The organism is Paraburkholderia phenoliruptrix, assembly GCF_047325075.1.
Classification (GTDB): domain Bacteria; phylum Pseudomonadota; class Gammaproteobacteria; order Burkholderiales; family Burkholderiaceae; genus Paraburkholderia; species Paraburkholderia phenoliruptrix.
Map to the genome: position 1 here is coordinate 2,528,427 of NZ_CP168530.1, position 13,858 is coordinate 2,542,284.

The 13,858-nt window shown below is 65.3% G+C and carries 13 protein-coding genes; 5 read left to right on the forward strand and 8 right to left on the reverse strand.

Annotated features, from left to right (window positions below; genetic code table 11):
* The first annotated feature begins 230 nt into the window (after positions 1 to 230).
* Positions 231 to 1,523, forward strand: a complete 1,293-nt coding sequence (locus ACEN8U_RS11200; protein ID WP_013591752.1) for an aspartate carbamoyltransferase — start codon at positions 231 to 233, stop codon at positions 1,521 to 1,523.
* A gap of 60 nt (positions 1,524 to 1,583) precedes the next feature.
* Here ACEN8U_RS11200 and ACEN8U_RS11205 read toward each other — a convergent pair whose 3' ends face one another.
* Both ACEN8U_RS11205 and ACEN8U_RS11210 read right to left on the reverse strand, forming a co-directional pair.
* Positions 1,584 to 2,393, reverse strand: coding sequence for an alpha/beta hydrolase (locus ACEN8U_RS11205; RefSeq protein WP_310109278.1), 810 nt, complete (start codon positions 2,391 to 2,393; stop codon positions 1,584 to 1,586).
* 269 nt (positions 2,394 to 2,662) lie between these two features.
* The gene (locus ACEN8U_RS11210) at positions 2,663 to 3,439 is read right to left on the reverse strand and encodes an NAD(P)H-dependent oxidoreductase (RefSeq protein ID WP_310109281.1); all 777 of its coding nucleotides are present in this window, start codon (positions 3,437 to 3,439) and stop codon (positions 2,663 to 2,665) included.
* Positions 3,440 to 3,514: 75 nt separating this feature from the next.
* Between ACEN8U_RS11210 and ACEN8U_RS11215 the strand changes: the two genes are divergently transcribed.
* On the forward strand, positions 3,515 to 4,423 hold the full coding sequence (locus tag ACEN8U_RS11215) for a LysR family transcriptional regulator (RefSeq protein WP_310109284.1): 909 nt from the start codon (positions 3,515 to 3,517) through the stop codon (positions 4,421 to 4,423).
* A 19-nt stretch (positions 4,424 to 4,442) separates the two neighbouring features.
* On the opposite strand, the gene ACEN8U_RS11220 is transcribed toward ACEN8U_RS11215, so the two are convergent.
* Entirely contained in the window at positions 4,443 to 5,330 is an 888-nt protein-coding gene (locus ACEN8U_RS11220) for an aldo/keto reductase family oxidoreductase (RefSeq protein WP_310109287.1), read from the reverse strand.
* 103 nt (positions 5,331 to 5,433) lie between these two features.
* On the opposite strand from ACEN8U_RS11220, the gene ACEN8U_RS11225 reads away from it, so the two are divergent.
* Both ACEN8U_RS11225 and ACEN8U_RS11230 read left to right on the forward strand, forming a co-directional pair.
* Positions 5,434 to 6,330, forward strand: coding sequence for a LysR family transcriptional regulator (locus ACEN8U_RS11225; RefSeq protein ID WP_310109292.1), 897 nt, complete (start codon positions 5,434 to 5,436; stop codon positions 6,328 to 6,330).
* A gap of 106 nt (positions 6,331 to 6,436) precedes the next feature.
* The gene (locus tag ACEN8U_RS11230) at positions 6,437 to 7,663 is read left to right on the forward strand and encodes a sensor histidine kinase (RefSeq protein WP_310109295.1); all 1,227 of its coding nucleotides are present in this window, start codon (positions 6,437 to 6,439) and stop codon (positions 7,661 to 7,663) included.
* A 39-nt stretch (positions 7,664 to 7,702) separates the two neighbouring features.
* Here ACEN8U_RS11230 and ACEN8U_RS11235 read toward each other — a convergent pair whose 3' ends face one another.
* Together ACEN8U_RS11235 and ACEN8U_RS11240 are read right to left on the reverse strand one after the other, a co-directional pair.
* A complete protein-coding gene (locus ACEN8U_RS11235) occupies positions 7,703 to 8,167 on the reverse strand; it encodes a hypothetical protein (RefSeq protein WP_310109297.1) in 465 nt (154 codons plus the stop codon).
* Between the two features lie 11 nt (positions 8,168 to 8,178).
* Positions 8,179 to 9,345, reverse strand: a complete 1,167-nt coding sequence (locus ACEN8U_RS11240; protein WP_310109300.1) for a hypothetical protein — start codon at positions 9,343 to 9,345, stop codon at positions 8,179 to 8,181.
* A 502-nt stretch (positions 9,346 to 9,847) separates the two neighbouring features.
* Between ACEN8U_RS11240 and ACEN8U_RS11245 the strand changes: the two genes are divergently transcribed.
* On the forward strand, positions 9,848 to 10,225 hold the full coding sequence (locus ACEN8U_RS11245; RefSeq protein WP_310109301.1) for a DUF2917 domain-containing protein: 378 nt from the start codon (positions 9,848 to 9,850) through the stop codon (positions 10,223 to 10,225).
* A gap of 148 nt (positions 10,226 to 10,373) precedes the next feature.
* Here the strand turns inward: ACEN8U_RS11245 and pcaF are convergent, their stop codons facing one another.
* The 3 genes from pcaF to otnI form a co-directional block, all read right to left on the reverse strand.
* Positions 10,374 to 11,576, reverse strand: a complete 1,203-nt coding sequence (pcaF, locus tag ACEN8U_RS11250; protein ID WP_310109304.1) for a 3-oxoadipyl-CoA thiolase — start codon at positions 11,574 to 11,576, stop codon at positions 10,374 to 10,376.
* Between the two features lie 408 nt (positions 11,577 to 11,984).
* Positions 11,985 to 12,965 (reverse strand): D-erythronate dehydrogenase, encoded by a 981-nt coding sequence (gene denD / locus ACEN8U_RS11255; protein WP_310109306.1) that lies wholly within the window; start codon positions 12,963 to 12,965, stop codon positions 11,985 to 11,987.
* 43 nt (positions 12,966 to 13,008) lie between these two features.
* Positions 13,009 to 13,803, reverse strand: coding sequence for a 2-oxo-tetronate isomerase (gene otnI / locus ACEN8U_RS11260; protein WP_310109308.1), 795 nt, complete (start codon positions 13,801 to 13,803; stop codon positions 13,009 to 13,011).
* Positions 13,804 to 13,858: the final 55 nt, after the last annotated feature.

Consider the following 13,858-nt stretch of genomic DNA (forward strand, 5'->3'; position numbering starts at 1 on the left):
GCGATCGCGAGCGAACGGCGCGCGCGTGCGAGCGCCGCGTCTGCGAAGGCGGAACGCGTCGCGGTCAACGCGCGGAGGGAAGGAGTCGGGCCGAAGAGCATGAAGCGCAGTGTAACCGCGCCCAAAGCGAATTGGCAAAGCGTATCTCGAAATGACTTGACTTCTGCGGCAGCCAAACTAATATACGCACCGCGTATAGTCCGCGCGCACACTTTCCGACAGGTGCCTCCATGAGCGTCCCCCAACAAGCCTTTCTCCGCGACGCCATGCGGCGCCTGAACATGACGCGCGATACCTTCGCGGGCCGCATCGGCGTGTCGCGGCGAGCGCTCGACACATGGCTTCTCCCTGACGATTCGCAGGAGTCGCGGGCCATGCCGGAGATTGTCGAGCGTTTCGTCTCCGAGATCGTGGTAAACGGCGAACCGGGCGAAAAGTATACGCAAAGCGTAGATTCGCAATCACTGGCGAGCCAGATGCTGTGGGAAGGCAAGCCGCAGTTGCTGTCGGTCGACCAGTTTTCGCGCGACTCGGTGGAGGCGCTCTTTCGAGTCGCGGACATCATGCAGCCCATCGCGCGGCGCCGCAAAATTTCGCGCGTGCTCGAAGGCGCGGTGCTCGGCAATCTGTTTTTCGAGGCGAGCACTCGCACGCGCGTGAGCTTCGGCGCGGCGTTCTGCCGGCTGGGCGGCTCCGTGTGCGACACCACAGGCTTTACGTTTTCGTCGATGGCCAAGGGCGAGTCGATCTACGACACGAGCCGCGTGATGAGCGGCTACGTCGACGCGCTGGTGATCCGCCACCCGGAGCAAGGCTCGGTGGCCGAATTCGCGCGTGCGACCAACGTGCCGGTGATCAACGGCGGCGACGGCCCCGGCGAGCACCCAAGCCAGGCCCTGCTCGACCTGTACACCATTCAGCGCGAGTTCTCGCGGCTCGGCAAGATTGTCGACGGCGCCCATATCGCGCTTGTCGGCGACCTGAAATACGGGCGCACAGTGCACTCGCTCGTCAAGCTGCTGGCGCTTTATCGCGGCATCAAGTTCACGCTGATCTCGCCGCCCATGCTGGAAATGCCGGGCTATATCATCGAGCAGATTGCGCGCAACGGACATGTGATCGAACAGACTCACGACCTGCCGAGCGGGCTGCGCGGCGCCGACGTGGTGTACGCCACGCGCATTCAGAAAGAGCGCTTTACCGACGAATCATTCGAAGGCTACACGCCGGATTTCCAGATCAATCAGGCGCTGGTGGACAGCGTGTGCGGCAGCGACACGCTCATCATGCACCCGCTGCCGCGCGACAGCCGGCCGGGCGCGAACGACCTGAGCGTGGACCTCAATCACGACTCGCGGCTCGCCATTTTCCGGCAGACGGACAACGGCATTCCAGTGCGGATGGCGATATTCGCGGTGCTGCTCGGCGTCGAAAAGCTGGTTCAGCATTCCATGCGCGACGCGGCCTGGCGCCCGCCCGCGTATCTCGGTCCCGACGACGCTGTCTTTCATGGCATCGACTGATTATCGACTGATGCGCGAGACAATTTGCTTCGGCAACCGAAATAAAACCGCCGGCACGCCTCAAGCCACAGCGCTGCTGCCATTGCGCCTGAAACCGGCGGCAAAAAACTGCACCTGGTACTGCACCGCATTGGACCAGTACTTCCACGTGTGGCCGCCGGGCCGCTCGGCATAGCGATGCGGCACGCCGAGCTCGAGCAGGCGTGCATGCAGCATCCGGTTGGAATGCACGAGCGAATCGTTCATGCCGCAGTCGATCATCAGCGCAATATGCGCGCTGGCAAAGCTGCGCGCGTGCTCGACAATCGCCTCGCGGTTCCAGAAATCGGCGTGGCCGGCGGGATCGCCGAACACCTGGTCGATGCCCGGCTCGTCCTCGCAGCCGCGCGGGTCCACTGCGCCGCTCATGCTGCCGGCAGCGCCGAATTCGTCGGGCCGGTCGAGCGCGATATGCAGTGCGCCGAATCCGCCCATGCTCAAGCCGGTGATCGCGCGCGCGTCTTTCGTCGCAATGGTGCGGAAATGCATGTCGATGTAAGCGACGACTTCGCTGCCGACATAAGTGGCGTAACGGCTGCCTGCATCGACGGGACTGTCGATGTACCAGCTTTCACGGCCGCCGTCGGGCATGACGAGAATCACGCCATAGCGGTCCGCGAGTTTGCCGATCGGCGAATTGGCGGCCCAGTCGGTGTAATCGCCGCCCGAACCGTGCAGCAGATAGACAACCGGAAACCGGTCGGCCGCCTTGCCGCGTGCATAGCGGTCGGGCAACACGACCGTCGCTTCTAGCGACTTGTGCATGGCCGCGCTCGGAATCGTCACGACGCGCGACTGGAACGCCCATGCAGGCGCTGCAAGCAGCAGCATCGCGACCAGCCAGCCCAACCGTGCGCCACGTGCGCCAAGTGACCTGCTGGCCCTAAGTGCATCAAGTGCGGTACTCATATTCGTCGCTCTCCCTGTCTACATGTGCGGCAAACACAGTCGATGCAGCAGGCAATACACAACTGCATACGGGGCGGCAAATTCCAGCGACGACTCTAACAACAGCGACTTACAGCCAAATTTCAGCGAACCCTACGATTGACCTCGCTCGATGCGCAACGCATGCGTCGTAACATGCATGCGCAGTACACCTATTTGATGTGCACAGCAAGACCCGCGCGGCCCGGCGCGATGTCTTCCCTCAGCGTCAGCTCGGGAATCCGATAATCGCCGCCGTTTTGCGGACGAAACGGTATCGGCGCCGTGGTCCAGAGATTGTCGAGGCGCTCGCCGAGCGCGTCGCGCACCTGCAGAAATCTTTCTTCGTCGACGCGGCTCGTGCGATACACCACGAACGGCGGCAGCACGTCGAAGCCGGGGTAATAGAGAATGCCATGCTGGATCGGGAACAGGACGTCGTCGATCGGGCCATTGATGCCGCGCGGGCTGTAGTGCGATTCCCATCCTCCCGTGGTGACGACGAGCATCGCGCGCTTGCCGGCGAAGGTACCCTCGCCGTAGCGATCACCCCAGCGCGCATCGGAATGCTCGCCCACGCCATACGCAAAACCATACGCGTAGACGCGCTCCACCCAGCCCTTCATGATCGCCGGCATGGAGAACCACCACAGCGGGAACTGCAGAATGACCGCGTCGGCCCACCTCAGTTTGGCCTGTTCGGCTGCGATGTCCGGACTTTGCAGTCCGTTCTCGAATGCATGCTTCGACGCACGCGAGGGGTCGAAGCGGTCGCCCGTTGCGGGCGCAACGCTATCGTGCGCATCGAGCAGGGCCTTCCAGTTCATCGCATACAGATCGGAAACCTGAACCGCGTGCCCCGCCTCCTGGAGGCGCCTCACGGAGAAGTCCTTCAGCGATCCGTTCAACGACCGCGGTTCGGGATGAGCATAAACAATCAGCACGTTCATTTTGCTTGCCTTGATTGATGTGGGGATACGCACACGATAGGCGCCGTCACGGTATATTGGAAATGAATTGCTGATATGACAGGTATTGCCATGAATAATCTGCGCAAGCTCGACCTCAACCTGCTGGTCACGCTGGACGTTCTGCTCGCGGAGCTCAACGTGACACGCGCTGCGGAGCGTCTGAACTTTTCGCAGCCTTCGGTGAGCGTGCACCTCGCCAAGCTCCGCGACGTGCTGGGCGATCCGCTGCTGCTGCCCGGCCCGCGAGGCATGCGCGCAACCGCGCGCGCGGAGGCCTTGCGCGAGCCGCTGCGACAGGCGCTCGAAGCATTGGAGCAGGCCGTGGCGCCGGCGCGTCCTTTCGACCCCGCGCTGGCCACGCAAACGTGGCGCATTGCGGCGACGGACTACGCGGAGTCCACGATCGTACTTCCGGCGCTGCAGCGGCTGCGCGTGGCAGCGCCGGGCACGCGGCTCGCGATTGTCGAGGCGGCGCCCCCGCGTATAGCGAAGCAGGCGGAACAGGGCGAGATCGACCTCGGCTTTCATACGAGCGAAGGCGCGCCTGCCGGCTTACGCCGGCGCGTGCTGTTTGCGGAGCGCTATGTGCTTGCCGGCCGCGCGGATCATCCGCGGCTGAAACGGCGGCCTACATTGGCGCAATTCTCGAAGTTCGAGCACGCCATTGTGTCGCCCGACGGCGGCGGCTTCGCGGGCCCGACGGATGACGTGCTCGCGAAAGCCGGCCTGTCGCGCCGAGTGGTGCTGTCCGTCCCGCACTTCCTGTTTCTCATTTCGGCGCTCGCGAACACCGACCTCGTGGCGATGGTGCCCGCGCGGCTCGTGCGCAACAACCCGGCGCTACGCGTGGTCGAGTCGCCCGTCGAGGTGCCCGGCTATGAAATGGCCATGCTGTGGCACGAGCGCTCGCATCGCGATCCGGCGCATCAGTGGCTGCGCGCTCACATCGTGGATTCGGTGTGAGGCGCGATGCTTCGCCATCCTAATAGTGTGTCCGACCGCCGGCAGCGCCGATCGCATCCAGCTTCGCGAGAATTTCGCCGTTCAGTTCCAGACTTGCCGCCGCCAGGTTCTCACGCAAATGTGCGACGGACGACGTGCCCGGGATCAGCAGGATGTTGGGCGCGCGCTGCAGCAGCCAGGCGAGCGCCACCTGCATCGGCGTCGCGCGGAGCGTCCGCGCAATGTCCGTCAGCGCCGACGACTGAATCGGCGTAAAACCGCCGAGCGGAAAAAACGGCACATAGGCGATGCCCTGCTCCGCCAGCTCGTCGATCAGCGCGTCGTCGGCACGGTGCACCAGGTTGTAGTGGTTCTGCACGCCGACGATCCTGGTCATGCGCTGCGCCTCGGCAATCTGGGTGCGCGTCGCGTTGCTCAGGCCGATGTGGCGGATCAGGCCGCGCTGCTGGATCTCGGCGAGCGCGGTGATCTGCTTTTCGATCGACCCTTCGCTCGGCGCATGCACGTCGCCCATCAGGCGCATGTTGACCACCTCAAGCACGTCGAGGCGCAGATTGCGCAGATTGTCGTGCACGCCGCGCGCGAGATCCTTCGGCTCCTGCGCCGGCAACCAGGCACCGTCGCTGCCGCGCACGGCGCCGAGCTTGGTGACGATGACGAGATCGTCCGGATAGGGATGCAGCGCCTCGCAAATCAGCTGGTTGGTGATGTGCGGGCCGTAAAAGTCGCTGGTGTCGATGTGATTGACGCCTTGCGCGAGCGCTTCGCGCAGCACGGCAAGCGCGGCGTCGCGGTCTTTCGGCGGCCCGAACACGCCGGGCCCCGCTAGTTGCATCGCGCCATAGCCCATGCGCCGCACCGGGCGATCGGCGAAAAGAAATGTGTCGGTGGTATTCAGAGTGGGCATAACGCTCTCCTTGATGGTCGTTCAGGCCGAGTATCGCCGGGATTGCATCGTTCAATAAAGCGGGCTAACGTGCACGGGTTGTTCACATTAATGAACAGTTGCCATGGAACTCAACGACCTGACCGCCTTTATCTCCGTGGCGCGCGCCGGGGGCTTTCGCGACGCGGCCCGCCGCGGCGGCGTTTCCGCGTCGAGCCTGAGCATGGCCGTGCGCCGCCTGGAAGGCCGGCTCGGTTTGCGCCTGCTGAACCGCACGACGCGCAGCGTCGCGCCGACCGAAGCGGGCCTGCGTCTGCTGGACAAGCTGACGCCGCTCTTCAGCGAAATGGAAGCGGCGCTCGACGTGCTCAATGTATTCCGCGAGCAGCCGAGCGGCACGCTCAAGCTCAACGTGCCGGCGAGCGCTGCGCGCATCGTGCTGCCCGGCGTCATCGCGCCGTTTCTGAAAGCGTATCCGGACATTCGCGTGGAAGTGCTGGTCGAAGACGGCTTTGTCGACGTGCTCTCGATCGGCTGCGACGCCGGCATCCGCTACGACGAACGGCTCGAACAGGACATGATCGCCGTGCCGATCGGCCCGCGCGTGCAGCGCTTTGCGACCGCCGCGGCGCCCGCCTACCTCGACGCGCGCGGCCGCCCGCAGCATCCGCGCGAGCTGCTCTCGCACGCCTGCCTGCGCGGTCAGTTCGCGAGCGGCGCGACGCCGACCTGGTCTTTCGAGCGCGACGGCGAAGTGGTGCAGCTGAATCCGTCCGGACCGCTGCTCGTGCGGCCCGGCGCGGCGATGGACCTCGCCATCAGCGCGGCCGTCGCGGGCGTCGGCGTCATCCATCTGTTCGAAGACATGCTCCGTCCGCATCTCGACAGCGGCGCGCTGGAGCCGATTCTTAAGCCGTGGTGGCAGCCTTTTTCCGGACCGTTTCTCTATTATCCGGGCCGCCGCCATGTGCCCGCGCCGCTGCGCGCGTTTGTCGATTTCCTGAAGGATCACGGCGGATGACTTCACCAGCCCGCAAATTCGACGCCATCCGGTCCAATTGCGGCGATAATGACTTGCCGTTTTCCAGGTACGCGCACAATTTCAAAACCTTATCCACCGGGGCACTATGAGCGAGATACGCGTTAGCCCGCTGCGCAACTTCGCCGATTTCGTTCGCGCCGAGCGGGTTCGATTGACAGAGCAATGGATGAAAGCGGTCTTCGGCGACGCCGACCTCGTGGAAGCCGACAAGCTCACTTATCAGCAACTCGCCGACCATCTGCCGGACATTCTCGACGGCCTGTGCGCGGCGCTCGATATCGAAGACCTGGAACGCGTCGAACCGGCCATCGAACGCGATGCGCGAAAGCACGGCATCGTGCGCTGGCGCCAGGGCTACCGGATCGAAGAGCTGGTGCGCGAGCTGGATCTGTTCCACCAGGTTCTCGCCGATGCGCTCGACACTTACGCGGCGACCGACAACGCGTTCACGCGCCGCCACGAAAGGCGCGCGCGCCGCATGATCGCGGAAGCGCTGAGCGTCGTCACGCTCACGTCGATCCGCGAAGTGGTCAGCGAACGCGACCGCAAGATCGACGAATACACCGGCCGGCTCGAGCGCGCCAACCACGAACTGAAGCTGAAACAGCGGCTCGTCGGCGAGTTGTACGAGTCGCGCATGCACATCACGCGCAGCGTGGTTCACGATCTGCGAAATTTTCTCAATGCGTTTTCGATGGCGCTGCAACTGATCGCGCGCGCGCCCGCGAGGGCCGACACCGCGTTGACGCTGGCCAACCGGCAGGCGGAAGACATGAAAGCGCTCGTCGACCAGATGGTCGAGTACTCGGTGATACTCGGCGACGGCGCGCCGCTGACGCTGGACCAGGTCGACCTGCGTGAGCTCTACGAGGAACTCGTGGTGTCGTCGCGGCCGTCTATCGAGGCCAAGGGGCTCACGCTGCGCCCGGCATTCGATCCCGCGCTGCCAGTGGTGACGTCGAACCGTCTGAAGCTCAAGCAGATCGCCGTCAACCTGCTTTCCAACGCAATCAAATACACGCAATCCGGACAGGTCGAGTTGCACTTTGCCATGGCCGGCGCGGAACACTGGTCGATCCGCGTGTCGGATACAGGCGTCGGCATTGCGCCTGCCGACGCCGACCGCGTGTTCCACGAATTCGAGCGCGCCGCCGACGAGGACATTCCCGGCACCGGGCTCGGACTCGCCATCGTGAAGGAACTGTGCCGCGTGCTGAGCGGACACATCGACTTCGCGTCGCGCGAGGGCGTGGGCACGACCTTCACGATCCGTTTTCCGTTGACGCTCGCGGCGGAGTCGTCGGAGCAGTAAAAAGGCGAACCAGCTGCTGGCGTCTTCAGCGCCCGCCCGCTATTGCTCCGGTCCGCCGGGGCTCAGGCGCGGGCATTCGCTCAGTGCGCCGCGCGCGCCGCTCCGGGTGCTCAAGCCCCGCATGACCACGTCCGACGCCGTCCCGTCGCGGCGCGCCAGTTCCGCCAGATCCAGCAAGGCCGCGTAGCGGGCTGCGCAATTCGTCGAGGCGACCATCGCGCGGAGTTCGCGAGGCACGTCGGTGTTGGCGGCGAAGCGCTGCACGGCGATCAACAACGCTGCCGCCACGATGAGAGTGACCCATACGCCTGCTTTGCGAGAGCCGCGTTCGTCCGATGCCCGCAGAACACGCCGGCGCGCTTTCGCAAGCCGTGTCAAGTCCGCGTTCGCGCGGTGGGGCGCCCCCCTTGGTGTGCGCATGAGATAGCCGGCGTGCCGCACGCGGCTGGCAAGTCCCGGGCCGGCACCGCGGTTACCGCGAGCAAAGCGCAGTCTGAATCGCATGGCCTGGCTCATCAGGACCAGTGCGCGGGCACATACACGCGGCCGACCCAATGCGCCGGCACCCAGACGGCCGGGCGCGGCGCCGGTGCGACGTAGACACGGCGCGGCGCCACGTAGACGACGGGCGGCGGCGCATACACCACGGGCGGCGCAACATAAGCGACGGGCTTGGGTGCCACGACGACAGCCGGGGGCGGCGGCACATATGCCACGGGCTTCGGCGCCACCACGACAGCCGGCGCGGGCGGCGGTGCGGAAACAACCGGCTTCGGCGTGACCACGACGGCCGTCGCGGGCGGCGGCGGTGCCGGGACAACCGGCGCGGGCGCCACGACGACAGCCGGCGCGGCCGGCGCGGCCGGCGGAACGTAGACAACCGGGTTCGGCGCGACCACCACCGGCGCAGGCGGGGGCACGTACACCGGCTTCGGCGCGACCACGACAGTCGTCCCACCCGTCGCCACCACGCCCGTGCTCACCACCGTTCCGCTTGAACTCACCGTATTGCCGTGCGTGCCCGTCACGCTGCTGGACGTCGTGACGACACCTGGCGCCACGCGTGTCGCCGTGCCCGAATGCGTGACCGTCCCGCCGTCCGAACCCGTCGCGGTGCCCGAACGCGAGCACGAAGCGCCCGCGCAATTTGTCGACGCCGAGTGGTTGACCGTGTTGCGGTTCACCCCCGTCACCGTGCCCGACGACGAGTATTGCCCCGCGCCCGTCTTCGTCACTTCGCCGGACGTGCTGGCGGTCTTGCCGTCCGGCCCCGTAAGCGTGCCGGTGTGCGAGCAGGTGCCGCCGGCGCAGCTCGTATCGCCCGCGTGCTGGACCGAGTTGCCGTAGCGGCCGGTTGCCGTCCCCGAATTGGAGAACTGGCCGGGCGCGTTGCGCGTCACCGTGCCGGTGTTCGTCGCGAGACCGCCATAGGGACCAACGACGCCCCCCGCATGCGAACAGCTGCCGCCGCCGCACGAGCCGACGTGGCCTTCGTTATACACGCCGCGCGACGTGTAGGCGGTGCCGTGCTGCGACCACGCGAAGGCCGACGCGCTGCCGAAGGCGAGCGTGGCGGCAGTCGCGCCGAGCGCGAGCGTGCGCAGCGCGCGACGCGCGGCACGCGAGGTGGCGGTGGCAGACAATGCGCCGGTAGCCGGGACTGCGAACGAATGAGATTTCACGGTATGTCCTTTGAGTTCGGGCCACTTCGTGCGACTGCTGCTGCGCTGCGTGGCGATGAGCGGACTATAGAAGGACGCGCCGTAACAATCAGCACGTAAGATATGTCGCGCTGTTTCACCGCGAAAGAAGCCCGCTGCGCAAGGCCTCGCGAGCGTTTTTCCGGTGCCGTGACATGGGCCGACATAATTTCCAGCAGAAGAACGCACGCAGTGTCGAGGGCTGCGGCAGCGCAAGGCACGGCAACGTGGCTACGGAAAACCACAGCTGAATTCTGTTGACACGACCTGCGGCAAAACGGCACACTCGACTCATGTTCACGCACACCTCCATCGCCGTAGCGATTAATCACCCGAAGCGAGCCGTCATCGGCTGGCCTTTGGGAGGTTGTGCGCGTTAGCAGTCTGAATCTGTAAAACAAGACCCCCAAGGCCCCGCCGGTAACGGAAGGGGCCTTTTGTTTTGAGGGCGCCTCCGTCAGCCGGCTTTATCACGGAGAGCAAGATGGATCAGGCAAGCCCGCAGTGCATGGACGACGACGCGCAATTTTTCGAGCATCGGCAAAACGAGCGTCTGCCGAAGATGGTGGTGCATTTTCAGATCGCGCCCGGTGCGACGCTGACCTGGCGTGTCGCGGCGGACAGCACGCTCGCAGTGAACGGTGCGCGGCTCTGGCTTACGCGCATCAGTTCTCCTTACGATCACTGGCTCGTGCCGGGTCAAACATTCAGCCTGCAGCGCGGCGAACGCATCTGGCTCAGCACCGACGGCGAACGCACCGCCCATGTCTCGCTGACTTGCCTGTTGCCCGCGCAAGGCTTCTTCAGGCGTTGTTTGAGCCGGCTTGCAGGCTTGAGTCTCGGACCGCCCACGCCGCGTTGATAGGCGTGCGGCATGCGAGCATGTTTCGATCAGCGTGCCTGCATGCCGCCTCGCGCCCGTGGAGCAAAAAAAAGCCTCTTCGCTGCTGCGAAGAGGCCGCTTTCTGTCACCGCGTGCAGATGCGAGCAAACGCATCCGCGTTGAAACCTTACACGCGTTCGATGGCGATCGCGATGCCCTGTCCCACGCCAATGCACATCGTGCACAGTGCGAAGCGCCCTTGCGTGCGTTGCAATTGATACATCGCAGTGGTCAGGAGCCGCGCGCCGCTCATGCCGAGCGGATGGCCCAGCGCGATGGCGCCGCCGTTCGGGTTCACGCGCGCGTCGTCGTCGGCGACACCGAGCGTGCGCAACACCGCAATGCCTTGCGAGGCGAACGCTTCGTTCAACTCGATCACGTCGAACTGATCGATGCTCATATTGAGGCGCGCGAGCAGCTTCTGCGTGGCGGGCGCGGGACCGATGCCCATTACGCGCGGCGCGACGCCCGCGGTGGCGATGCCTAGCACGCGGGCTCGCGGCGTGAGGCCGAAGCGCTTCGCCGTCTCTTCGTTGGCAAGCAGGAGCGCTGCCGCGCCGTCGTTGACGCCCGACGCGTTGCCGGCCGTCACCGTGCCGTCCGGGCGCACCACGCCCTTCAGTTTCGCAAGCGCCTCGAGGCTCGTTTCACGCGGATGCTCGTCTTGCGACACGGTGATCGGATCGCCCTTCTTCTGTGCAATCGTCACGCCGACGATTTCCTGCGCGAGCGTGCCGTCCTTCTGTGCGCGCGCCGCTTTCTGCTGGCTGCGCAGCGCGAACGCATCCTGATCGGCGCGGCTGATCTTATAGTCAGTCGCAACGTTCTCGCCCGTCTCGGGCATCGAGTCGACGCCGTACATCTGCTTCATCAACGGATTGACGAAGCGCCAGCCGATGGTCGTGTCGTAGATGTCGGCCTGGCGCGAAAACGCGCTGGTCGCCTTGCCCATCACGAACGGCGCGCGGCTCATGCTTTCGACGCCGCCCGCGACCATCAGCGCGGCCTCGCCCGACTTGATTGCGCGCGCGGCAATGCCGACCGCGTCCATGCCCGATCCGCACAGACGGTTCACCGTCGAACCCGGCACGGCTTGCGGCAGACCCGCCAGCAGCAGCGACATGCGCGCGACGTTGCGGTTGTCTTCCCCCGCCTGATTCGCACAGCCGTAGATCACATCGTCGATGGCGTTCCAGTCGACGTTCGGGTTGCGCTCCATCAGGGCCTTGAGCGGCACCGCGCCCAGATCGTCGGCGCGAACCGACGACAGCGAGCCCGCGTAGCGGCCGATGGGGGTGCGAATTGCGTCGCACAGGAATGCTTCGGTCATGTGATGTCTCCAGTGATGTGCTGCGTGCGCCGCGCCGTCTGCGTCTGTCTGGATGCGTGCGCGGCGCGGGCGGATGTGCACGGATGAACCGGGCACCGGCCGGACGGGCGTGACGAGGACTAGCCTCGCGCGAATTCAGCTTAGCGCAGGATGGTGAACGGGGTGTTCGGGTCGCCCGCCGCTTTGTTCTTTATACGAACATTAGGTCATATATCGAACAACGAGACTCGATAATAGGCGCGCGGCGGAAACGCTGTCAAGCGCCCGCGGGTCGACATCAGGGAATACGCGAGGGGCTGCGGACGGAGCGCAAAAGCGTCTGACGATTGATGTGCGCACCGCCGCCCGCGCCGTCGCCCGCCCGGCAGCGAGCCGGCGGACCAGGTCAGCGCGAGGCCGGCGCGGCGTTCAGCGCACCTGGATGCCTTCGTCGGCAATATACGCGCGGATCACGTCGGCGAAATTCCGGTCGCCGGTCAGGCCGAGCTGCTCGGCGCGGGCCGTGTCCCAGCGCCCCGGCCAACTGCCGACAATTTTTTCCACGCGCGCATCGGGCTGCCACACGATCCGTTTCGCGACTGCGTCGCCGGCCACTTCGCGCAACGCCGCGACCATCTCGTCGACGCTGACGGAAATGCCCGGGAGATTCAGCACGCGCTGGTTGCCGAGCGCGGCGCCGTCCAGTTCGAGGCCCGCAATCAGGCTCTCGATGGCTTTGCGCGGCGACAGCAGCCACAGGCGCGTCGAGCCGTCGACGGGACAGACGGCCTGCTCGCCGTTCAGCGGCTCGCGAATGATGCCGCTCGCAAACGACGACGCCGCCGCATTCGGCCTGCCCGGCCGCACGCTGATGGTGGGCAGGCGCAGCACGCGCCCGTCGACGAAACCGCGCCGGGAGTAATCGTTCAGCAGCAATTCGGCAATTGCCTTTTGCGCGCCATACGACGATTGCGGATTGAGCGCGGTGTCGTTCTGCACGATCTCAGGCAGCTCGCCGCCGTAGACCGCGACCGAGCTCGTGAACAGCACGCGCGGCCGGTGCCCGCGTTGCCGGCATACGTCCAGCAACAGGCGCGACGCATCCAGATTGATGCGCATGCCGAGATCGAAATCCGCCTCGGCCTGGCCGCTGACAATCGCGGCAAGATGAAAAATGGCTGCGGTGTCGCTGTCGATTACACGTTCGAGCACGCTCTGCTCTGCGATATCACCCACTTCGGTGCGCACGCGGCTGTCGCCGAAATCGTTTGCCTGCACGACGTCGAGCAGCACCAGTTGCGTGAGTGCTTGCGGCGCGCCCTTTGCGTCTTTCAATGAACCGCGCGCGAGGAGTTCACGCGCGAGGCGCTGGCCGAGAAAACCCGCGCCGCCGGTAATCAGTACTTTCATGATTCGCTTTGCCCTCGTATTCGTTGTCCGGTACCAGGTGGTATCAGGCGGCGTTCAGATACGGCTTCGCCCAGCCCAGTCCCGCGGATGTCGCGGCGCGCGGCCGGTATTCGCAGCCGATGTAGCCGTCGTAGCCGTCGTAGCCGAGCGAGTCGATCACCTCGAACAGATACGGGTAGTTAATTTCGCCCGTATCCGGTTCGTGCCGCTCCGGCACACCGGCAATCTGAATGTGGCCGATGCCCGCGTGGTCGCGTCGGAGCTTCGTCGCGAGATCGCCTTCGACAATCTGGCAGTGGTAGCAGTCGAATTGCACCTTGAGATTGGCCGCGCCGACTTCCGCGCAAATGGCCTGCGCCTCGTCCTGCCGGTTGAGAAAGAAGCCCGGCATGTCGCGCGTATTGATCGGCTCGATCAGAATCGTGATGCCCTCGGCTTGCGCCGCGTTGGCCGCATGCGCGAGGTTGCGCAGATACACCTCGCGATGCCGCTCGCGCGATTGATCCGCGCCGATCAGGCCCGCCATGACATGCAGCTTGCGATTGCCGATCACACGCGCGTAGTCGAGCGCGGTGTCGATGCTGCGGCGGAACTCGTCTTCGCGCCCCGGCAGGGTGGCGATGCCGCGCTCGCCGTTCGCCCAGTCGCCCGGCGGCGCATTGAAGAGCGCTTGCGTGAGGCCGTTGGCATCGAGCCGCGCCTTGATCTCGTCCGCGCGGAAATCGTAGGGAAACAGAAATTCGACCGCCTTGAAGCCGTCTTTGGCGGCGGCGGCGAAGCGGTCCAGAAAGGCGTGCTCGTTGTACATCATCGAGAGATTCGCGGCGAAGCGAGGCATGGCGGCAACTCCTTTGAAGCGGTATTTCCGTGCGCGGCAAGCAGCGCTGCGACAG

Bases quoted from the DNA above. Each gene is read 5' to 3' on its own strand.
- ACEN8U_RS11220 (WP_310109287.1), bottom strand. From the start codon at position 5,330: ATGCCCACTCTGAATACCACCGACACATTTCTTTTCGCCGATCGCCCG.
- denD (WP_310109306.1), bottom strand. From the start codon at position 12,965: ATGAAAGTACTGATTACCGGCGGCGCGGGTTTTCTCGGCCAGCGCCTC.
- pcaF (WP_310109304.1), bottom strand. From the start codon at position 11,576: ATGACCGAAGCATTCCTGTGCGACGCAATTCGCACCCCCATCGGCCGC.
- ACEN8U_RS11245 (WP_310109301.1), top strand. From the start codon at position 9,848: ATGGATCAGGCAAGCCCGCAGTGCATGGACGACGACGCGCAATTTTTC.
- ACEN8U_RS11210 (WP_310109281.1), bottom strand. From the start codon at position 3,439: ATGAACGTGCTGATTGTTTATGCTCATCCCGAACCGCGGTCGTTGAAC.
- ACEN8U_RS11200 (WP_013591752.1), top strand. From the start codon at position 231: ATGAGCGTCCCCCAACAAGCCTTTCTCCGCGACGCCATGCGGCGCCTG.
- ACEN8U_RS11230 (WP_310109295.1), top strand. From the start codon at position 6,437: ATGAGCGAGATACGCGTTAGCCCGCTGCGCAACTTCGCCGATTTCGTT.
- otnI (WP_310109308.1), bottom strand. From the start codon at position 13,803: ATGCCTCGCTTCGCCGCGAATCTCTCGATGATGTACAACGAGCACGCC.
- ACEN8U_RS11215 (WP_310109284.1), top strand. From the start codon at position 3,515: ATGACAGGTATTGCCATGAATAATCTGCGCAAGCTCGACCTCAACCTG.
- ACEN8U_RS11225 (WP_310109292.1), top strand. From the start codon at position 5,434: ATGGAACTCAACGACCTGACCGCCTTTATCTCCGTGGCGCGCGCCGGG.
- ACEN8U_RS11235 (WP_310109297.1), bottom strand. From the start codon at position 8,167: ATGCGATTCAGACTGCGCTTTGCTCGCGGTAACCGCGGTGCCGGCCCG.
- ACEN8U_RS11205 (WP_310109278.1), bottom strand. From the start codon at position 2,393: ATGCTGCTGCTTGCAGCGCCTGCATGGGCGTTCCAGTCGCGCGTCGTG.